General features: G+C 60.4%; 17 protein-coding genes. 15 read left to right on the top strand and 2 right to left on the bottom strand.

Translation table 11 applies throughout. From position 1 onward, the window contains the following. Positions 1 to 139 precede the first annotated feature (139 nt). The gene (tpx, locus tag ATI02_RS28540) at positions 140 to 640 is read right to left on the bottom strand and encodes a thiol peroxidase (RefSeq protein WP_075945110.1); all 501 of its coding nucleotides are present in this window, start codon (positions 638 to 640) and stop codon (positions 140 to 142) included. Between the two features lie 336 nt (positions 641 to 976). Here tpx and ATI02_RS28530 point away from each other — a divergent pair, with 336 nt between their 5' ends. From ATI02_RS28530 to ATI02_RS28465, 14 genes are all read left to right on the top strand, one after another. After that, entirely contained in the window at positions 977 to 1,405 is a 429-nt protein-coding gene (locus tag ATI02_RS28530; protein WP_100848025.1) for a YciI family protein, read from the top strand. A gap of 303 nt (positions 1,406 to 1,708) precedes the next feature. After that, positions 1,709 to 2,497, top strand: a complete 789-nt coding sequence (locus ATI02_RS28525; protein ID WP_100848518.1) for a hypothetical protein — start codon at positions 1,709 to 1,711, stop codon at positions 2,495 to 2,497. Positions 2,498 to 2,507: 10 nt separating this feature from the next. Then, complete coding sequence (locus ATI02_RS28520; RefSeq protein ID WP_100848024.1) at positions 2,508 to 3,959, top strand: DUF1254 domain-containing protein; 1,452 nt, start codon at positions 2,508 to 2,510, stop codon at positions 3,957 to 3,959. A gap of 13 nt (positions 3,960 to 3,972) precedes the next feature. Then, entirely contained in the window at positions 3,973 to 5,376 is a 1,404-nt protein-coding gene (locus tag ATI02_RS28515; protein ID WP_100848023.1) for a DUF1254 domain-containing protein, read from the top strand. Positions 5,377 to 5,392: 16 nt separating this feature from the next. Next, on the top strand, positions 5,393 to 6,343 hold the full coding sequence (locus ATI02_RS28510; RefSeq protein WP_095191685.1) for a SphA family protein: 951 nt from the start codon (positions 5,393 to 5,395) through the stop codon (positions 6,341 to 6,343). Between the two features lie 23 nt (positions 6,344 to 6,366). After that, positions 6,367 to 7,347 (top strand): AAA family ATPase, encoded by a 981-nt coding sequence (locus tag ATI02_RS28505; RefSeq protein ID WP_095191684.1) that lies wholly within the window; start codon positions 6,367 to 6,369, stop codon positions 7,345 to 7,347. Further along, entirely contained in the window at positions 7,344 to 8,279 is a 936-nt protein-coding gene (locus tag ATI02_RS28500) for a DUF58 domain-containing protein (protein WP_100848022.1), read from the top strand. Before ATI02_RS28505 ends, ATI02_RS28500 begins: the two co-directional genes overlap by 4 nt. Beyond that, positions 8,276 to 8,875 (top strand): DUF4381 domain-containing protein, encoded by a 600-nt coding sequence (locus ATI02_RS28495; protein WP_100848021.1) that lies wholly within the window; start codon positions 8,276 to 8,278, stop codon positions 8,873 to 8,875. The genes ATI02_RS28500 and ATI02_RS28495 overlap by 4 nt, the downstream gene beginning before the upstream one ends. Continuing rightward, positions 8,862 to 9,854 carry a vWA domain-containing protein gene (locus ATI02_RS28490; protein ID WP_100848020.1) on the top strand — a complete coding sequence of 331 codons (993 nt, stop codon included), beginning with the start codon at positions 8,862 to 8,864 and terminating at the stop codon, positions 9,852 to 9,854. The genes ATI02_RS28495 and ATI02_RS28490 overlap by 14 nt, the downstream gene beginning before the upstream one ends. A gap of 1 nt (position 9,855) precedes the next feature. Continuing rightward, positions 9,856 to 11,436 carry a VWA domain-containing protein gene (locus tag ATI02_RS28485; RefSeq protein WP_100848019.1) on the top strand — a complete coding sequence of 527 codons (1,581 nt, stop codon included), beginning with the start codon at positions 9,856 to 9,858 and terminating at the stop codon, positions 11,434 to 11,436. Further along, complete coding sequence (locus tag ATI02_RS28480) at positions 11,433 to 12,848, top strand: BatD family protein (RefSeq protein WP_100848018.1); 1,416 nt, start codon at positions 11,433 to 11,435, stop codon at positions 12,846 to 12,848. The genes ATI02_RS28485 and ATI02_RS28480 overlap by 4 nt, the downstream gene beginning before the upstream one ends. Continuing rightward, the gene (locus tag ATI02_RS28475) at positions 12,845 to 13,867 is read left to right on the top strand and encodes an HAD family hydrolase (RefSeq protein ID WP_100848017.1); all 1,023 of its coding nucleotides are present in this window, start codon (positions 12,845 to 12,847) and stop codon (positions 13,865 to 13,867) included. The genes ATI02_RS28480 and ATI02_RS28475 overlap by 4 nt, the downstream gene beginning before the upstream one ends. 71 nt (positions 13,868 to 13,938) lie before the next feature. Continuing rightward, positions 13,939 to 15,528: an arylsulfatase gene (locus tag ATI02_RS28470; RefSeq protein WP_095191677.1), complete on the top strand. Its 1,590-nt coding sequence runs from the start codon at positions 13,939 to 13,941 to the stop codon at positions 15,526 to 15,528. A gap of 189 nt (positions 15,529 to 15,717) precedes the next feature. Beyond that, positions 15,718 to 18,222, top strand: coding sequence for a fused MFS/spermidine synthase (locus ATI02_RS28465; RefSeq protein WP_100848016.1), 2,505 nt, complete (start codon positions 15,718 to 15,720; stop codon positions 18,220 to 18,222). Positions 18,223 to 18,355: 133 nt separating this feature from the next. Here ATI02_RS28465 and ATI02_RS28460 read toward each other — a convergent pair whose 3' ends face one another. Then, positions 18,356 to 19,033: a DUF3313 domain-containing protein gene (locus ATI02_RS28460; RefSeq protein ID WP_095191675.1), complete on the bottom strand. Its 678-nt coding sequence runs from the start codon at positions 19,031 to 19,033 to the stop codon at positions 18,356 to 18,358. 212 nt (positions 19,034 to 19,245) lie between these two features. On the opposite strand from ATI02_RS28460, the gene ATI02_RS28455 reads away from it, so the two are divergent. Then, positions 19,246 to 21,606: a tetratricopeptide repeat protein gene (locus ATI02_RS28455; RefSeq protein ID WP_100848015.1), complete on the top strand. Its 2,361-nt coding sequence runs from the start codon at positions 19,246 to 19,248 to the stop codon at positions 21,604 to 21,606. Positions 21,607 to 21,645: the final 39 nt, after the last annotated feature.

The following is a 21,645-nucleotide window of genomic DNA, read 5'->3' as shown; positions in this document are numbered from 1 at the left end:
TAAGCACTGATGGGGATTAAGCAAAGCAGCTTTACCGGCAATTTACCTTCAACTTACGTTTCAAGGTGTGAGGCAAAACACTGATACACAAATGAAAACGGCCTGGACAGGGCCAGGCCGTTAACAATTGTAAAAGCGCTTATTTAAGAACGGCGAGCGCCGCTTCGTAATTAGGCTCTTCGGCGATTTCCTTGACCAGTTCGCTGTGCAGGACGTTGTCGTTTTCGTCCAGAACCACTACTGCTCGGGCGGTCAGGCCTTTCAGCGGGCCATCAGCGATAGCCACGCCGTAGTTCTCGATGAACTCGGCACCGCGCAGGGTCGACAGGTTCTGGACGTTTTCCAGACCTTCGGCACCGCAGAAGCGGGCCTGGGCGAATGGCAGGTCAGCCGAGATGCACAGCACCACGGTGTTGCTGATGTCATTGGCCTGAGCGTTGAACTTGCGCACGGACGTGGCGCAGGTCGGGGTGTCGACGCTTGGGAAGATGTTCAGCACTTTGCGCTTGCCGGCGAAGTCTTTCAGGGTGACGTCGGACAGATTGCCGGCAACCAGAGAAAAGGCTGGCGCCTTGGAACCGGCTTGTGGCAACTGGCCGTTGACTTGAACCGGATTGCCTTTAAGGGTGACTTGAGCCATGACTTGAGTCCTTCTGATGTTTTGATTGGAAAGCATGCAAGAGGCCGAAGTTAAACACGAAATTGTCCGACGACCTATGCCCTGTTTTGAAATTGTTGGGTGCCTACGCGAAAAATTGTATACAAAACTGCCGCCATTCCAATGTAGGAGCGAGCCTGCTCGCGAATGCGCTGGATCAATCAGTATAAATGTTGAATGTGACGACCTATTCGCGAGCAGGCTCGCTCCCACATTGGATTGTGTGGTGTTACTGGTCTTTTATTCAGGATCCCTGTCGATTCACCGCTGGCTCGTTCGACTAAACAACGAATCCCCACAATCCACGGAGTAACCGCCATGCGATTCATGATCCTTGTCAAAGCCAGCGCCGATTCCGAAGCCGGCGTCATGCCCAGCGAAGAACTGCTTACTGCCATGGGCAATTTCAACGAAGAACTGGCCAAGGCCGGCATTCTGGTCTCGGCTGATGGCCTGCAGCCCAGCAGCAAGGGTACTCGCGTACGATTCTCGGGTGAAAAGCGCACCGTGACCGACGGGCCGTTCATCGAGACCAAAGAATTAGTAGCGGGTTACTGGATCTGGGAAGTGAAATCAAAAGAAGAAGCCATCGAATGGGTCAAGCGCTGCCCTAACCCGATGCCGGGCACCGACTCTGATATCGAAATTCGCCAGATATTCTCTGCCGAAGACTTCGGAGCCGAGTTCACCCCTGAAGCGCGCGCACAAGAGGAGCGCGTCCGCGAACAGGCCAAGAAAAACGGCTGAACCGACTCGCATCTGTAGGAGCTGCCGCAGGCTGCGATCTTTTGATTTTGCCGTTAAAAAACAAGATCAAATCGCAGCCTCGTTTCACTCGACAGCTCCTACACCGTAAGCAATGGAATGGTTAGTGCACAATCACCTGCGAACCCGTACACAAAACCAAAGAATTAATCCCTTCGGCTGGCTAACTCCCGATTAGCTGCTAGCGTCATTCAGACGTGTCCTACAGGCTTGATAAGAAAGGGATTACGCCGTAACGGCCGCCAAGTGCCGAGTTGTCCATAAGCCACCAGGGAATCGGGGATGATGTTCAATCGAGTGGGGAAGACTCTTTTTCTGGCGAGTTCGCTGGCGGCTGCGTGTTGCGCGCAAGCGGATAACGCCGAGGACTCGAACAAAAGCAACAACCCGCTGAACATCGCACCGGGCGCCAATCTGCAGGATTACTACACCCCTAAGCTTTACGACAGCAACGCGCACACCAATGACGTGTTGCTGCGCGGCACCCTGCCGATTGCGCCCAACGATTTCATCGGCGTGCCGCAACTGGTCCGCGCAACGCTGCCGATCAGCACCCGCCCCGATCCGCACAACGGTTACAGCACCGGCATCGGCGATCTGAACCTGTTCGATATTTTCATTCTTAAATCCGAAGGCGTGCAACTGGGCGTAGGCCCGTTGATCACCGCGCCGACCGCCGAACAGGACGAACTCGGCACCGGCAAATGGCAAGGAGGTCTGGCGGCAGTGGCCATCGACGCTTCGCCGCGCGGCCTGCTCGGCGCGCTGGTGCAGTACCAAAGCTCGTTTGCCGGCGACAACGATCGCCCCCATGTCGAAAGCGCAACCCTGCAACCGTTCATCATCCATAACCTGGAAAAAGGCTGGTACCTGCGCTCCACCGGCACCTGGACTTTCGACCTGAAAAACGACACTCACTATGTCCCGATCGGCCTGGGTGTCGGCAAAGCCTGGAAGTCCGGCAGCAACATCCTCAACGCCTTCGTCGAGCCGCAGTGGACGGTCGAGCGCAAGGGCGATGGTCTCCCGCAGTTCACCCTCTATGCCGGTCTCAACGTGACGTTTGGCAAGTAAGGAATTCGCTATGCACGCAACCCTCAAAGCCGCCGGTTTCAGCTTGATGACGATGTTTGTCAGTTGTGGCGTCGGCGCCCAGGACCTCGATACCCCTATCGGCAAGATCGCTATGGAAGGCGAGCTGCCGAGCCATGACTCGATTGCCAAACTGTACGCCGAACTGGATTTCCAGCAGGCGACCCAGAGTTATCTGTGGGCCTTGCCGCTGGTGTCCTACGCCCAGTGGCAGGAAGAGTTTCGCGACAAGCTCGGCGCGCGCAGCGGCGATCTGATGGTACTCAACAGCTACGAAGACAAGCTCGGGGTGATCACCGCCAACGCCACTACCCCCTACATTCTCGGCTTCGTCGATCTGAGTGAAACCGGGCCACTGGTGATCGAGTTGCCGCCGGGGCCGACCGCCGGCGGCATCGGTGATTTCTGGCAGCGGGCGATCATCGACATGGGACAGACCGGCCCCGATAAGGGCCAGGGCGGCAAATACCTGGTTCTGCCACCCGGTGCCGAACCACCGGCAGATGCCGGCCGGTACTACCTGGCGAAATCGGAAACCATGAACGTGCTGGTGGGTTTCCGTGTGCTCGATCCGGACCCGGCCAAGGGCAAGGCACTGGTCGAGAAGTTCAAGATGTACCCCTACGCCCAACGCAATAAGCCGGGTGATACTCGCCTGCTCTCGCCGCAAGGCAAACCTTGGTCCGGTACGCAACCCCAAGGCATCGCCTACTGGGAACGCCTGTACCAGATCATCCAGAAAGAACCGGTCAACGAGCGTGACCGATTTTACATGGCGATGCTTGCCAGCCTGGGCATCGAGAAGGACAAACCGTTCAACCCCAACACCCATCAACGTCAGGCCCTTGAGCAAGGTGCGCAGGTCGGCGAACTGATTGCCAAGGCCAACACCTTCGCCAAGCGTTTCCCTGACGCTCAGTATTGGCCCGACCGGCACTGGGACACGGTGCTGAATATCGCCGAGCCATCACAACGCGTGGCCTATTACGACCAGTTGTGGGAACGCAGTGCCTGGTTCTACGAGGCGGTCACCAACACCAAAGGCATGGTTTCCAAAACGCCGGGGCTGGGCCAGACCTACCTCGGCGCCTACACCGATGCCAAGGGTGACTGGCTCGACGGTGGCAAGAGCTATCGCCTGCACGTTGGCGCCAATCCGCCGGCCAAACAATTCTGGTCGATGACCGTTTACGACATCACCAGCCGCGGCCTGATCGACAATCCGCAGCGCAAGGCCGACCTTTCTTCGCGTCATGATTTGCAGAAGAACCCCGACGGCTCGGTGGACCTGTACTTCGGCCCGACCGCGCCCAAGGGCCTGGAAAGCAACTGGGTGCAAACCCTGCCCGGCAAACACTGGTTCAGTTATTTCCGTCTGTACGCGCCGACTGAAGCGTATTTCGACAAGAGCTGGAAACTCGACGACATCACGCTCGCGCAATAAATAAGGACGCACCATGCACACACGCAGTCTGTTGCTGACCAGCCTGACCCTTACCCTGAGCACCAGCGTCCTGGCCGATTTCAGCGCCAGCCCTGACGAAGCCCGGGGCATTGCCAAGGAAGCCTATCTGTACGGCTTCCCGGTGGTGGAGATGTACAAAACCCTCTACACCCAGGCCATCGACAGCAAAAGCCCCAACTACAAGGCCCCGCTGAACCAGATCGGCAACACGGCGAAGGCGTTCACCGCCAAAGACACTGCGTTTGTCACGCCCAACGCCGACACGCCCTACTCCTTCGTCTGGATGGACTTGCGCACAGAACCGCTGATCCTGACCCTGCCGCCGATCGAAGAACACCGTTATTACTCGGTACAACTGATCGACGCCTACACGCAGAATTTCGCCTATCTGGGCACACGCAGCACGGGTAACAACGGTGGGCACTTCATGATCGCCGGGCCTGACTGGCAAGGTCAGCAACCGGTCAACATCGACCGCCTGGTGCGCAGCGAAAGCAACATCACCTACGCGCTGTACCGCACGCAGTTGTTCGATGAAAAGGACCTGACCAAGGTCAAGCAGATCCAGAAAGGCTACAAAGTCGAAACCCTCAGTCATTACGTCAAACAAAAAGCCCCGGCCCCGGCACCCAAGGTCAGTTGGCCAAAACCGACGCCGAGCATGAGCGAAACCCCGGAGCTGTTTCGTTACCTGAATTTCATGTTGGCATTCACGCCGCCACAGGATGTCGAGAAGGAACTGCTCGCACGCTTCGGCAAAATCGGCATCGGCGCCGGCCAGCCGTTCGACGTGAAGAAACTCTCCACAGAGCAGCGCAAGGCGCTCGAAGACGGTATCAGCGATGCCAAAGCCGAATTTGCCGCGTTCAAAAAGGACAAGGTCGACAGCCATCAAGTGACCAGTGGGGATTTCTTCGGCACCCGCGATCACCTCAAGGGCAATTACCTGTACCGCTACGCCGGCGCCAATATGGGCATCTTTGGCAACTCCGCCGAAGAGGCGAATTACATCGGCTATTTCGTCGACAAGGATGGCCAGCCCGCCGATGCCTCGAAACACGATTACACCCTGCATTTCGACAAGGGCGCCCTGCCACCGGCCGATGCGTTCTGGTCGCTGACGATGTATGACGGCAAGACCAAGCTGCTGGTGGCCAACCCGCTTGATCGCTACCTGATCAATTCGCGGATGCTGCCGGACCTTGCGCTGGATGCCGACGGCGGCCTGACCCTGTATGTGCAGCACAAGACCCCGGGCAAGGACAAACAGGCCAACTGGCTGCCAGCCCCGAATGGGCCGTTCTACGCAATCGTGCGTCTTTATCTGCCAAAACCGGAAGTGGCCAGTGGTGAATGGAAGATGCCACTGCTCAATCCAGTCAACTCAAAACAATAAGCGGAGTCATTGATTGATGGTCAAGCCCAACGTTGTGCGCCCGCTGTTGGCGCTGTGCATGATTGGCAGTCCTCTGCTTTACGCAGCAGAGGGTGGTGTTGGCCGACCGATCACCGGCCAGCAGGTGTTTTCCAACGCCGGGATCGTCCCACCGGAGCCGGGCTGGGTGGTCTCGGTGACCAGCATCTGGTACGACGGCTCGCTGAAAGGCAGCCGTGGTGCACCGATTTCCGGTGAAGTCAGCACCGGGCTCGACCTGAAGGTGTCCTACACCATGACCAACCTGACGCATGTGTGGGACACCGGCAAAGGGCCATGGAATTTCGCCTCTGCCATCGGCATCCCGCTGCAGTACACCGACATCGATGCAGCCATTACCGGCCCTCGCGGGCGAACCCTCGGCACCGGTGACTCCGGCACGCAGTTCGCCGACCCGCTGATCACGCCGATTGCCGCCGGTTATCACTTCGACGAACTCAACCACATCGCGTTTTCTCTGCCGATTTATGTGCCCACCGGGGCCTACAACAAAGACCGGCTGGCCAACCCCGGACAGAACAATTACACGTTCATGCCAACCGTGGCTTTCACTCATCTCGACGGCAAGGGTGGCGAATTCACCCTTTCCAGCGGGCTCGAGTTCTACACCGAGAACCACGCCACGGACTATCGCAACGGCAACATTTTCACCCTCGATGCGCTGTGGACCCACGGATTTGGCAGTGGCTGGAGTGCGGGGCTGGCGGCCGGCTACATCCAGCAGATCACCGATGACAAAGGCGACACTGCCGATTTCCTGCACGGCTATCGCGGACGCGCGGTGGGTGCCGGTCCGGTGATCGGCTGGGCCGGAAAATTCGCCGATGCGCAGGCCAATGTCAGCGCGCGCTGGGTGCCGGAGTTCGACACCAAGAACCGCCCTGAAGGCAACGGCTTCAGCGTCAATCTGACCCTGGCCTTTTTCTAGACCGGACACAAAGGACTGCCCCCATGACTGCGCTTACCGACCTCAATGCCCTGCAAGCCAGCATCGCCGAAGCCGTACTCGGTCAGGATCAGGTGATCCGCCAGATCCTTCTCGGCCTGTTGGCCAACGGTCACTTGTTGCTGGAAAGTCTGCCGGGGCTGGCCAAGACGCGCACGGTCAAGGCGCTGGCCAAACACCTCGACGCGCAGATGAGCCGCATCCAGTTCACCCCGGATCTGCTGCCCTCGGACATCACCGGAGCGGAGGTGCTGCATCAGGTCGAAGGCAAGAACGAAATCCGCTTTCAGCCGGGCCCGTTGTTCGGCAACCTGATCCTCGCCGACGAGATCAACCGTGCGCCGGCCAAGGTGCAAGCGGCACTGCTCGAAGCCATGGAGGAACGCCAGATCACTGTGGCCGGTAACAGTCATGCGCTGCCGGAACTGTTCATCGTGGTGGCGACGCAAAACCCGATCGAACAGGAAGGTACCTATCCGCTGCCGGAAGCGCAGATGGACCGTTTTCTGATGAAGGTGCTGCTCGACTACCCGAGCGCCGAAAACGAAAGTCAGGTGCTGCGCCTGCTGCGCAACGAAGAATTCGCCATAGGCGCAAGCACCACACCCGCCAAAGGCTTCAGCCTGTCGCAGGAGGTGATCTTCGCCGCACGCAAGGAAGTCAGCGCGGTACACGTATCGCCGGCCATCGACAACTATCTGATCGACCTGATCAACGCCACTCGCCACCCTGCCGATTACGACGAAGATCTCGCGCGCTGGATTGCCATCGGCGCCAGCCCGCGTGGCGGTATTGGCCTGGACCGTTGCGCGCGCGCCGATGCCTGGTTGCAAGGTCAGGACTTTGTTTCGCCGGACAACGTGCGGGCGGTGGTGCACCCGGTGCTGCGCCATCGTCTGCAATTGAGCTACGACGCGGTAGCCGATGGCGTCAGTGCCGATGAGGTACTCGACCGGATTCTCGATAAAGTGGCGATTCCGGCGTGAACGACGAAGGCCTGGTCTACGTCTCTCTCGCGCAATTGATGGCGCTGGAGTTCAAGGCCCGTGATCTGAGTTTTCTGGCGCGACAGCCTCGGGGCAGCATCCTCGCCGGCAACCATGCCTCGCGCCTGCGTGGCCGTGGTCTGAATTTCGATGAATTGCGCCGCTATCAGCCGGGCGACGACTTGCGTCATCTCGACTGGCGCGCGTCGCTGCGCATTGGCAAACCGGTGGTACGCACCTTCACCGAAGAGCGCGACCGCCCGGCATTGATCGTCGTCGACCAGCGCATGTCGATGTTCTTCGGCTCGCAACGCAGCTTCAAATCCGCCCTCGGCGCCGAACTTGCGGCACTGGCGGCGTGGATGGTGTTCAACGCCGGCGACCGGGTTGGCGGGCTGGTGTTCAACGATCAGCGCATCGACAGCATTGCGCCGCTGCGCAGCCGTAAGCGCGTGGAGGCATTGCTCAGCCGTATCGCCGAACAGAATCAGGCGCTGAACGCGGCCAACCCTGACGCTGAAGACGAGGACCAACTGGACAAGGTCTTGCAACGCTGCCTTGCCCTGGCCGGTCACGACCATTTGATCTGCATCGTCAGCGACTTTGCCGGGGCTGGCGAACGAACCCTGCAACTGATGCGGCAATTGTCGGCGCACAACGATGTGATTGCGCTGCAGGTCTACGACCCGCTGGCGATGAAGCTGCCGAGCAATGGTCGGCTGCTGGTCACCCAAGGCGAGTTGCAAGTGGAACTGGCGGTGGAAAAACGCAACGTGCACCAACCGCTGGGGGACTTTCTCAGCGGTCGGCTGCAGGACGTTGCGACCCTGCTGCGCCGCAGTCAGGTGCCGCTGATGATGTTCAGCACCGCCGAAGAGGCCCATGCGCAACTGCGTGCCGAGCTGGGTAAAAGTGCCGGGGCACGGCGATGAACCCGAATATCCCGAGTATTGAACAGCTCAAAGAGCTGGGCCTGCCCGAGCCGGTCAGTTATGCGCCGCAGACGTGGGGTTGGTGGGTGTTGCTCGCCCTACTGATATTGGCCGCGTTGTTGATCGGGATTCGGCGTTACCGGCAATGGCGCAGGGACGCTTATCGGCGTGAGGGCCTGGCGCGTCTGGCGCAATTGCGTGGTCGCAGTGATGACCTCAATGCCTTGCGTGAATTGCCGGAACTGCTCAAACGCGTCGCCCTGTCGATGCCCACACAATCCCCAAACTGGAACCCGATCAATGTGGGAGCGAGCCTGCTCGCGAAGAGGCCGGCACATTCAACATCTATGGTGTCTGGGCCACCGCCTTCGCGAGCAGGCTCGCTCCCACAGGGGATCGCGACGCTTGGGCGGGAGGATTGGCAAGTCTTTTTGCAGCAACACTGTAAGAAACTGCTACCGGCCGATTTCAGCAAACAACTCGCGCAACTCGCCTACGCCCCCGACGCCACCCTGCGTGCCCTCCCCGCGCCGCAACGTCAGGCCCTGTTCGATACCTGCCAATACTGGATGGAGCATCACCATGTGGCAGCTTGATTACCCGTGGCTATTGCTCCTGTTGCCATTACCTTGGCTGGCTTACCGTTATCTGCCCGCCTACAACGAGGCCCGCAGCGCCGTGCGCGTGCCGTTTTTCGCTGCGATGAGCCGGGCCGTCGGTGAGGCGCCGGGCATCGTCGGCAGCCGACGCAATCATTGGCAATTGCTGTTGAACGTACTCGTCTGGGCATTAATTCTGCTGGCCACCGCTCGCCCGGTGTTCGTTGAAAAGCCCATCGAACGACAACAACCGGTGCGCGACCTGATGCTCGCCATCGACCTCTCGCAATCGATGGAAACCGAAGATTTCACCAACGCCAGTGGCGCAAAAATCAATCGCCTCGCCGCCGTCAAAGAGGTGGTTCAAGGCTTTATCGACAAGCGCAAGGATGACCGCCTCGGCCTGATCGTGTTCGGCAGCGGCGCCTATCCGCAGGCACCGCTGACCCTCGATCACGCCAGTCTCTCGCTATTGCTGGCCGACACCGGCATCGGCATGGCCGGGCCCAACACGGCCATCGGCGATGCCATCGGCTTGAGCCTGAAGCTGCTGGATCAGGCCCACGAGCAGGAAAAAGTCCTTATCCTGCTCACCGATGGCAACGACACCAGCAGCGCAATCACTCCGGATCACGCCGCAGAAATGGCCGCCAACAAAGGTGTGATCATTCACACCATCGGTATCGGCGACCCGAGCGCGTCCGGCGAAGCCAAGGTCAACCTGTCGGCGCTGGAGCAGATCGCCAAAACCACCGGTGGCCAGTTCTTCCGCGCCGAAGACCGCACTGCGCTGGATCAGGTCTACAGCACTCTTGATCGCCTCACCCCGCACCAGGTGAACACCCTCAGCCATCAACCGCAACGCGAGTTGTTTTACTGGCCGCTGGGTGCGGCGATGGCCCTGCTGGCCCTGTATCACCTCGGCGCGCTGCTGCGGGTCCGTCTGGCATTCGCTCGTCAGCGACAGGAGGCCTGAGATGGAGATCAATCTCAGCGACTTCCATTTCCTGCGTCCGCTATGGCTGTTTCTCGCCCTGTTCGGCGCCGTGCTGCCGCTGCTTTGGCGTCGCGGTCGCGACCTGCAACGACGCCTGCGCGGCAATATCGCCGAACACCTGTTGCCGCATTTGCTGGTCACCCCGCAAGACCATCAACGCCTGCGCCCGGTGCATCTGCTATGCGCGCTGTTGATCCTCGGTGCACTCGCCGCCGCCGGGCCGACCTGGGAACAGGATCGACCGGATTTTCTCGAGAATCGTGCGCCGTTGATTGTCGCTGTAGACCTGTCGCCGTCGATGGATGCCAGCGATGTGCAGCCGAGCCGACTGGAAGCGACGAAACACACACTGCACAACCTGATCAAGCGCCGCGCCGGTGCCCGTACTGCGCTGATCGCCTACGCCGGGAGCGCGCATATGGTGTTGCCGCCGACCGACGATGCGGCGCTGCTCGACACCTTCATTCAAGCCTTGGGCAGCGGATTGATCGACAAACCGGGCAAAGACGTCGGCGCGGTGATCGATCAGGCGAAACGTTTGCTCAGCGCCGAAAAAACACCCGGCAGTTTGCTGCTGATCACCGACGGCGCCGACACCACACAACTCGACGGCCTCGACAAGCGGGTGGGCGACAGTCCGTTGCAAGTGCTGGTATTGGCGGTTGGCAGTGAGGATGGCGGAGTCATCCACGATGCCAACCGCCAGCCGCGCACGGATGCCGACGGGCGCCCGGCACTGGGCAGTTTCGATCAGGCGGCGCTCAAGCAACTGGCCTCTGCACTCGATGCGCCCTTGGGCAGCCTGACGCTCAATGAGGACGATCTGGACTGGATCGAACTGCACGCGCAGCAGCATTTCCAGAGTGCCAGCGCCGAGCAGCGCGAACTGCACTGGAAAGACACCGGCTACTGGCTGTGCTGGCCGCTGTTGCTGTTGGCGCTGTTCAGTGTGCGCAAGAGTTGGAGCGTCAACTGGATGCCTGCGCTTGCACTGGCGATTGGCTTGGGTTGGCCTGCGGCACCCGCGCAGGCCAACGCCCTGACCGACGCCTTTTTCACCCGCGATCAGCAGGGCCGCTGGGCCTTCGAACACCAGCACCTGCCGCAGGCTGCCGCGCTGTTTGTCGACCCGTACTGGAAAGGTATCGCGGCGTATCACGCGGCTGATTACGACCTGGCGCTGGCGACGTTTGCGCGGCTGGACACGCCGCAGGCCTATTTCTATCTGGGCAATATTTACGTGCGTCGCTTCAAGTTCGATGAAGCCATTGCCGCCTATACCCAGGCCTTGAAACTGCAACCGCAGTTCCCCGAGGCCACGGCCAATCTGGCGCTGGCGCAGGCGTTGCTCAAGGACACTGAAAGCGCGGAGAAAAACGCCCCGCAGACCAAACCCGACGAGGTGAAATTCGACAAGGCACCGGGCAAGGGCCAGAGCAAAGCCATGGAGACTGAGCAGGCCGCGTCCGATGCCTTGTGGTTGCAGAACCTGACCACCTCGCCGGCGACGTTTCTCAAGCAGAAGTTCAGCTTGCAGGATCAGCAGGGAGCCAGGCCATGAACCGAGTCGTGGCCTTCGCGAGCAGGCTCGCTCCCACAGAGGATCTGCGCCGTACACAGCCCCCATGTGGGAGCGAGCCTGCTCGCGAAGAGGCCCATTCAATCGCCACAACTGCCGGCACCTTACTGCTGTTCAGTCTGCTCAGCCTCAATGCTTTCGCCACCGAACCCCAACTCCAAGTCCAGGCCCACCTGCAACCCGCCGAGGGCGCCATGGTCGGCGGCCTGATCGAACTGCAAATCGACGTCCTCACCGACACCTGGTTCACCAGCGCTGCCACCCTGCCCGACCTGAAACTCGACGGCGCCCTGGTCATGCCGCCCGACGGTCAGGCCCAGCACCTCAATCAAACCATCGACGGCCAGTCCTTCAGCGGTTTGCGTTACAGCTACCTGATCACCCCGAACGTCGCACGCAGGTTCGACATCCCGGCGCTGACCGTGCTCGCCACGCCCGGGCAGGCCACCCGCGAAATCAGTGCGCAAAGCCAACCGGTGCAATTCAGCGCCGCCCAGCCGCCGGGTTTCAAACCGGGGGAAACGCCGTTGATTGCCAGCGGTTTGCGGTTCACTCAGAGCATCACCCATTCGGCGAGCCCGTTGAAAGTCGGTGACAGCCTCACCCGCCAACTGACCCTGCAAGCGGACGGCGCACTGGCGATGGCCCTGCCGATTCCAACGCTCGGTGATGTTCCCGGGCTAAGCCGCTATACCAAAACCCCGCAAGTCACCTCTCTGGACGACGGTCGCGGCGACATCCTCGGCGGTCAGCGCATCGACAGCGTCACCTACCGCATCGACAAGGCCGGTTCGCACACCTTGCCGGCCATTGACGTGAAGTGGTGGGACGCCAGTACTCGCCAATCGCGCACTGCGCAGGTGCCGGCGGTGACGTTTGAGGCAATGACCAGCAGCGCCTACAAACCGGTCTTCTCGATCAGCGAAGACCTCAAGCAACTGGGCCAGAATCGCCTGCATTTTTCCACGCATCGGCTTTGGTGGCTGAGCTTGTTCGCGGCAGTCGTCGGCGCCGCTTATCTGTTGCGTCCTGCACTCATCCGCGCCAGAAAAAACCGGCAAGCGCGCCGGCAGGCGCAACAACGGGCGTGGCAGCAATCGCCCGCCTTCGCCTGGCAACAAATCGATGCACAACTGCAAGCCCGCCCTCCTCAATTGAGCGCGCTGTACCTGTGGCTGCGCCGTAGTCGGCTGGGTCTGAAACTGGTCGATGCCGGCCCGCGCCTGCAAGGCCTGTTGCGCGGGCTTTACGGGCGTCAGCCGAGCACCGAACAAACACTCGTTCAACTGCGCGAATCATTGTCTACGCTTCACAGTCAGGCCGAACAGCAGCAAGCAAAACCGGCACCGGCCCTGCGTCCGCTCAACCCCGTTCACGAGAAGGATTTCCCATGACGACTGCGCTCCTGCACCGCCAACGTTTCTCACTGGCTTTGTTGTTTGGCCTTGCCCTGCCGCTGCTCGCCCAGGCCAACGAGCCGCTGCCGTCTTGGAATGACGGCCCGGCGAAGCGCAGCATTATCGAATTCGTCCAAACGGTGACCGACCAGACCAGCAAGGACTTCGTCAAACCGGGCGACCGCATCGCCGTGTTCGACAACGACGGTACGTTGTGGAGTGAACAACCGGCGTATTTCGAATTGCTGTTCGCCTTCGATGAGGTCAAGCGCACCGCCGCGCAGCATCCGGAATGGAAAACCACCCAGCCGTTCAAAGCGGTTCTGGAGAGCGACCACAAAGCCCTCGCTGCGGCGGGCATGGACGGCTTGCTGAAGATTTTCGGCGCCACCCACACCGGCATGACCACCGAAGCCTTCGATGATTACGCCAAGACCTGGCTCAGTCAGGCGCGCCATCCAAAAACGGGCAAGCCGTACACCGAGATGATCTTCCAGCCGATGCTGGAGATGCTCGACTACCTGCGCAAACAGGACTTCAAGACCTACATCGTCTCCGGCGGCGACACCGGGTTCATGCGCGCCTTCGCCGAGAAGGTCTACGGCATACCGCCGGAACAGGTAATCGGCACCACGTTCATCACTTCATTCCAATACAAGGACGGCAAGGCCTCGATCGTGCGCACAGCGAAACTGGCGCATAACGACGACGGCCCTGGCAAACCGGAAAGCATCGACGCGGTGATCGGCAAACGGCCGATCCTCGCCTTCGGCAACTCCGACGGCGACCTGCAGATGCTGCAATGGACAGCCGCTGGTCCCGGCAAACGCTTTATGGGTCTGGTGCATCACACCGACGCCAAACGCGAATGGGCGTACGACCGAAAATCCGATATCGGCCGGCTCGACAAGGCCCTGGACGAAGCCAATTCCCGTGGCTGGACCGTGGTCGACATGGCGTCGGAGTGGCGTCGGATCTACCCGTTCGAGCCAACGGTCACCGGGCAAGTGCAATAAGAAAGCGTGCTGCAGGGCTGCAATAAACGTTAGTCGCAATAAACGACCCCCCGCGAAAAGGAGCAAGTCAGATGACTCGCATACGCAAATGGCTACCGAAACTCGCCTTCGTGGCGACCTCGGTCCTGGCGCTGTCGGCTACGGCCACGGCGGCTGAAAAACCCAATATTCTCGTAATCTTCGGCGATGACATCGGCCAGACCAACATCAGCGCTTATTCGATGGGGGTGGTGGGCTACAAGACCCCGAACATCGACCGCATCGCCAAAGAAGGCATGATGTTCACCGACTACTACGCGGAGAACAGCTGCACCGCCGGCCGATCCTCGTTCATCACCGGTCAGACGCCGCTGCGTACCGGCCTGTCGAAAGTCGGCGCACCGGGCGCGACTGTCGGCTTGCAAAAGCGCGATATCACCATCGCCCAGGCGCTCAAATCGCAGGGTTACGCCACCGGGCAGTTTGGCAAAAACCACCTTGGGGACAAGGACGAATACCTGCCGACCAACCACGGTTTCGATGAGTTCTTCGGCAACCTCTATCACCTCAACGCCGAAGAGGAACCTGAGCGCCCCTATTGGCCCAAGGATGATCCGGACTTCGTCAAGGCCAACTCGCCACGTGGCGTCATTCACAGTTTTGCCGACGGCAAGATCGAAGACACCGGCGCGCTGACCACCAAGCGCATGGAAACCATCGACGACGAAACCACGGCGGCGGCGCAGGCGTTCATCGAGAAACAAGCCAAGGCTGACAAGCCGTTTTTTGTCTGGATGAACACGACCCGCATGCACCTGTTCACCCACGTGCGTGACTCGATGAAAGGCCAGAGCGGCATGCCCGGCAACGAGTATGCAGACGGCATGCTTGAGCATGACGGCGACGTCGGCAAACTGCTGAAAACCCTCGACGACCTGAAAATCACCGACAACACCATTGTGGTCTACACCACCGACAACGGCCCTAACCAGTTCTCCTGGCCGGACGCGGCGACCACGCCATTCCGCAACGAGAAAAATTCCAACTGGGAAGGCGCGTACCGGGTTCCGGCGATGGTCCGCTGGCCCGGCAAGATCAAGGCCGGTGAAGTCTCCAACGAGATGTTCTCGGGCCTGGACTGGTTCCCGACCCTGTTGGCCGCCGCAGGCGACACCGATGTAGCAAACAAGCTGCTCAAGGGCTGGGCGCCGACCAGCGGTGGCAACTCTTTCAAAGTGCATCTGGACGGTTACAACCAGTTGCCTTACCTGACCGGTCAAAAACCCAATGGTGAGCGCAAGGAGTTCTACTACTTCAACGACGACGGCATGCTGGTTTCGATGCGCTTTGGCAACTGGAAAGCCGTATTCGCCGAGCAGCGTGCACCGGGTGGCTTCGCCGTATGGAGCAACCCGTTCACGCCGTTGCGTGTACCTAAAATATTCAACTTGAGAATGGACCCGTATGAGCGCGCCGACGTGGTCTCGGATCAATACTACGACTGGTCGACCAAGAACGTTTACCTCGTCGCGGTGGCAACGACCAAGGCTGCGCGTTTTCTGCAGACCTTCATCGAATTCCCGCCCAGCCAAAAACCGGCGAGCTTCAGCATCGACCAGATCCGTGCTGCAGTGGACGCGAAGATTGAAGAAAAAATGAAAGCGGCTCCGGCTGCCCAGTAACACCGCAAGACTGCCGCCCGCCCCCACCGGCGGGCGGCCCTGTTTTTTGACTTGGGACCGTGTCGGCCCCCTTCGCGAGCAGGCTCGCTCCCACAATGGAATTGTGTACGCCACGCATCCCCTGTGGGAGCGAGCCTGCTCGCGAAGGGGCCCGCACAGTCACGGTTACTCTTGAATTAAGGTCTCCGCATGTCCTCACGTATCGCCAGCAAGCCATCGGCCATACCCGCTTCGCACACCACCTCCCAAGCACTGCTCATCCCCGCCCTGCTGCTGTGCATCTCCGGCGCGGCGGCGCTGGTCTATCAAGTGCTGTGGATCAAGCAACTGTCGCTGGTGGTCGGGGTCGAGGTCTATGCGATCACCACCGGTATCAGTGCGTTTTTCGCAGGACTGGCCCTCGGTGGCTGGCTGTTCGGGCGCTGGGCTGATCGCTTGCAACAACCGGTTCTGCTGTATGCCGGGCTGGAAGTGCTGGTGGCGATTCTCGGCGTCAGCGCGACCGTGGCCATGAGCCTGGCGGCCAGTCCGTTTGCCTGGCTGCAAGAGCATGTCGGCCTGCTCGCGTGGATATTGCCGTTCGCATTGGTCGGCCTGCCGGCGGTGTTAATGGGCGGCACCCTGCCGGTGCTGGTGCGTTCGCTCGCCGCCGATCCGGGCAAGGCCGGCGGTCAGTTGTATGCGGCGAACACCTTGGGCGCGATTGTCGGCACCCTGCTCGCCGCGCTCGTGTTGATCGCCAGTCTCGGTGTACGTGGCAGTGCCTTGTTTGCCGCGATGCTCAATCTGCTGGCCGCCGTCGGCGCGCTGTGGTTTGCCCGGCAACATCATGCCCCGGTCACCACCATCGTCAAACGTCACGCGGAAAAAGCTGCGGACCGTTCGGCGCTGTGGCTGTATTCCATCGTCGGTGGCGTGGCACTGGGCTATGAAGTGGTCTGGTCGCAATCGATCGTGCAGTTCATGAGCACTCGCACCTACGCGTTTGCCGTGGTGCTGGCGACCTATCTGACCGGGCTGTTTCTGGGCAGCGCCCTGCTCGCTCGCCGGGTCGAACGCATCCGTGATCCGTGGGGCGTGTTCGGTTTGCTGATAGCCGGCGCAGGGCTGGTCGCCTTGCTGGAAATCGCCGTGCTCGGGCGCTGGCTGGTGATCGCGCAAAGTCAGGTGGAAATGTGGCTGTTGAGCCTGGGCGCCAGTGAGTTGGCCGGCATGAGTGCACGCTTTGCAGTGGCAGCATTGAGCATCGTGTTTGTGCCGACGCTGTTGCTCGGTGCCGCGTTTCCACTGGCGCTGCGTCTGAGTGTCGGTCAGGCGCGCGTCGGCCGTGATGTCGGCGCCGTGGTGGCGTTCAATACCTTGGGCGGGATTGTCGGGGTGATGCTCTGCGGCTTCCTGCTGATTCCGTTGCTGGGGCTGGTGCGCACTTTGGGGCTGCTGGCGATCATCGCCGCCGGCATCGGCTACTTTGCGGTGCGCAAGGGCCATCATGTGAAGAAAGGCCGGCGCCAGGCCGTGGTTGCCCTTGGGTTGTTGTCAGTTGTTTTGGCGGTGTCCACCCCGGTCAACAAACTCGCCAGCCTGTTGCCCGGCGCACGCAACGGCACGCTCGCATTCTACGAAGAAGGTCGCGGTGGCACTGTGGCGGTGGTGGCGCAAGGGCGTGGCGAGAACACCTTCCACCGTTTGTACATTCAAGGCGTGTCGAACACCGGCGATGCGATGCCCTCCCTGCGTTATATGCGCATTCAGGCGCTGTTGCCGCTGCTGATCCACAGCAGCGAACCGCGCTCGACGCTGGTCATCGGCTTCGGCACCGGCATCACCGCTGGCGCCCTGCTGCGCTATCCGGGGCTGGAACACCGGGTGGTCGCCGAACTGTTGCCGGCGGTGGTCAAAGCCGCGCCGCTGTTCAAGGGCAACTTCAACGCCGCCAGCGATCCCGGCGTCGATGTGCGTCTGCGTGACGGACGCCAGGAATTGCTGCGCAGCGCGCAAACCTATGACCTGATCACTCTCGAACCGCCACCGCCCTCTGCGGCCGGCGTGGTCAATCTGTATTCGCGGGATTTCTATCAATTGGCGGCGAGTCGCCTGGAGAAACAGGGCATCGTCGCGCAGTGGCTGCCATTGCCGACGCAGAACATCGACGACTCGCGCTCACTGGTGCGCAGTTTCCTTGATGTGTTCCCTTACGCCTCCCTGTGGACCAGCGAATTCCACGAGATGTTGCTGGTGGGCTCGCTGCAACCGATGCCCCTGGACGCGGCGAAAATCACCGAGAGATTCCAGCAGGACAGCGTGCGCAGCACCTTGCAGGATGTCGGCATCGGTTCAGCCGCCGCCCTGCTCGCGACCTGGGTGACCGATCGCGCCGGGCTTGAACGCTTTGCCGCCGATGCGCCTGCGGTGACCGACGATCAGCCTCGGATCGAATATGCACCGTGGGTGCGCAGCAAGGAGATCACCCGGGTGTTGCCGGCGCTGCTGGACCTGTATCAGCCGCCGCCGCTGGTGAATGCCGATGCCGGGTTCAATGAGCGCATGGAAACCCATCGCCAGCGCTTGATGCAGTTCTATCGGGCGAGTCTACATGCCTATGAAGGAGATCGGGACGCGTGGGGGCGGGATATGCGCAAGGTGATGCGTTGGGATGGAGGAAATCCGTATTTCCGTTGGTTTATCGGACAATGATGTAGCGCCTGAGCAAATGCCATCGCGGGCAAGCCCGCTCCCACAGGGATCGATGTGAGTCAACAATCGTATTCACAACGCCGAACCCTGTGGGAGCGGGCTTGCCCGCGATGGGGCCATCAACCGCGCTGAATTATTTGGACCCGGACTTCAACTTGAGATACGACTGACGCAGGTCCGATGCCCAGCCATCGATCACAGGTTTGACGTCATTGGCCGACATCGCCTGCGAGTCATTTTCCAACGGCTTGCCGGTGCCTTTGCGTACTACTTGCGCGATCACTTTGTTGCTGGCGCCATCGAGGAACACCGCTTCGGTAGCCAGAGTGGTTTCCTGATCGCGGATACCGCTGGCGGTGCTGACCGCAGCGGCGACCAGGGCGATCGGAATCACTTCATACGCGTGCAGGCCTTCGGTCGAGCTGCTGACGGCGGTGATCGCCGCACGCACCACAATCACGCCTGGGCCCGGGCCGGTGGCAAGCGGCAAGTCTTTACCGATCTCACGTTTGAGCGCCTGATCGTAGTAGGAGGTGATGCCATTGAGGGTTTGTTGCGAGATCTTCGCGCTCGGTTGCGGTTTCGGGTAAAGCTGAGTCGGCTCGATGTACACACTGTTGAATTTCTTGATGTCGACCTTTGGATCGATCCAGCGCATCACTTCGGCACCGGACGGGGATTTGGCCTCCTTGAGCTGGCTGTAGTCTTTGAGAAAGCCTGAGTACTCTTTCGGGTCGACGGTTTTGCTGGAACAACCCACCATTGCGACGGTGGCAATGCACAGCGTGCCCATCATCACTGCTAGCTTCATGCTGTAACTCCTGTCAGAAGGCCAAAAACTTTGCCCGGGGGAATTACAGGTATAGCTAAAACCGCAGTAATTGCGATGGCAAAGCACAATATTCACGCAGGGCTGCGCGGCGGATCACAAGCGTCATTTGACAGACGCCGAGCATCCGGCAAAGCTGCACCGAGCTTGAACGCACGCCAGACGGCAAATGCACCTGGACTACGGAAGTCGCAATGCCCAAGCATAAAAATAAAACAGCACAACCTGACCCTGATTCGACGCAACCTTCCATTTCAAAGTACCTGTTCCCAATCACCATCGCCGTGCTGCTCGCCGTCGTAGCGGGCATCGGCTGGTTTCTGTTCAAGCCTGCATCGGCACCGCTGAAGCCGGCGCCGATCAGCGCGCCTGTCGCGGCGCCCGCCAAACCGCAACACGCTCTGGCGAGCAAAGCGGCAACGATGGTCGATGAGCAACAATGCCAAGGCTGCCACACAGAACAGGTCAAGGACTGGCAAGGCTCGCATCACCAATTGGCGATGCAACCGGCGAACGCTGAAACGATGCTCGGCGACTTCAACAACGTCACCTTCAAAGCCGAAAACGAGACCACACGCTTCGCGCGCAAGGGCGACGAGTTCTGGGTTAATACGCCCGGTATCGATGGCAAGAATGCCGATTTCAAAGTCGCCTACACCTTTGGCATCGCGCCGTTGCAGCAATACCTGATCGAGGTCGGCGAAGGTCGCTTGCAGGCGCTCGGCGTGGCCTGGGATACAGAGAAAAACCGCTGGTTTCACCTCTACCCCGGCCAGGGCGTCAACTTCAAGAATCCGTTGCACTGGAGCAAGCCGAGCCAGAACGCCAACTTCATGTGCGTCGAGTGTCACACCACCGGGTTCAAGCGCAATTTCGATGCGTCTAGCAATACCTTCAACAGTCAGTGGAACAGCCTCGGCGTCGGTTGCCAGGCGTGTCACGGGCCGGCATCAAATCACTTGGAATGGACGCAGAAAAAAACTGATCTGATCCATCAGGGTTTCGATGTCGATCTCAAGGACAAGAACGCCACCGTCGAGATCGAAACCTGCGCCCGCTGCCACGCGCGTCGTGCGCCTTTGGGCGATGGCTATACCGTCGGCAAGCGTTTGATGGACGATTACTTGCCGAGCACCCTCACCCGTGAACTGTATGCGCTGGACGGCAAGATCAAGGATGAGGTCTTCGAACACGGCTCGTTCCTGCAAAGCAAAATGTTTGACAAGGGCGTGCGTTGCAGCAATTGCCACAACCCGCACAGCACCGAACTGAAGGCGCCGGGCAATGCGGTGTGCCTGCAATGCCACAACACTGCCGGCAAGACGTCGGTCGAGGGCGTTGATGGCAAGGGCCTGCAAGCGAAGAACTACGATTCCTTCGAACACACTCGCCACACACCGGGTCAGCCCGGTTCGCAATGCGTGGATTGTCACATGCCCGGCAAATTCTACATGGGCAACGACTTGCGCCATGACCACAGCTTCAGCATTCCCAACCCTGAGCGTGCGCAGAAACTCGGCACACCGGATGCCTGCCTGAACTGTCATCGGGGCAAGGCTGGCGACAAGGTCACCGCGCAGTTCAAGTTGTGGAGTGCGTCCTCTACACCGCAGGCACCGCGTTATGACGAAAGCCTGTGGCTGATCCGCAATGGCCAGCCGGGGGCTGCTGATGCGCTGTACGAGCAGTTGCAGCGCAGCAACCTGCCAGCGATCCAACGCGCGACCTTGCTCGCGCAGTTGCCGCTGTATCCGAGCGAACAGGCCTTGAAGCTGGCCACGCAAGATCTGAAGAACCCGGCGCCTCAGGTGCGCGAAAGTGCCGTGCGGGCGATCAGTGCATTCCTGCCGCCGCCGGAGCGCGCGCCGTTGTTGGCGCCGTTGCTGGGCGATCCGGTGAAAGCCGTGCGCATCGTTGCCGCGCGGGATCTGTTGAGTGTTGCGCGCAATAACGGGCTCGGTGCGGCGCAAGCCAATTGGGATGCGGCGATTGCCGAGTACGAAGCGGTGCAGAAGAGTCTGCTGGAGCGTGCCGAGGCCAATCTGAATCTGGCGATGTTGTATCAGGCCAGTGGCCGTGGTTCGGACGTCGAAGGTCTGTTGCGTTCGGCACTCAAACGCGATCCGGACTTCTACCCGGCGCTGGTCACGCTGGTGCAATGGCTGGAAGCCAATGGTCGTGGCCAGGAGGCGCAGACCCTGCTGGATGACAGCCTCAAGCAGCATCCGGACGCGGCGCTGTTGCAGCACACCCAAGGTCTGGCGCTGATCCGCGCGGGCAAGGCGGCCGAGGCCATGTCACCGCTGAAAAAAGCCGCGCAACTGGAGCCGCAGAACGCTCAGTACGGTTATGTGCTGGCGGTGGCGTTGCATGAAAGTGGCAAGGTTGATGAGGCGTGTGCGGTGCTGGAAGGCCTGCTCAAGGTACAACCGGCGAACCGCAATGCGCGGTTGTCGCTGATTCAGTGGTATCTCGACAGTGGGCAGGAGCCCAAGGCGCAGGTGCTGTTGCAGGGGTGGAAGAAGATGAATATGGGGGATCCGGAGCTGAAATAGCCCCTTTGGGCCGCAATGACTCCGATCGCGGCCCGAGCC

The organism is Pseudomonas baetica (assembly GCF_002813455.1).
In the GTDB taxonomy this organism is placed as follows: domain Bacteria; phylum Pseudomonadota; class Gammaproteobacteria; order Pseudomonadales; family Pseudomonadaceae; genus Aquipseudomonas; species Aquipseudomonas baetica.
The sequence above is the reverse complement of the archived record's forward strand: the minus strand, read 5'-3'. Positions and strand labels throughout refer to the sequence as shown.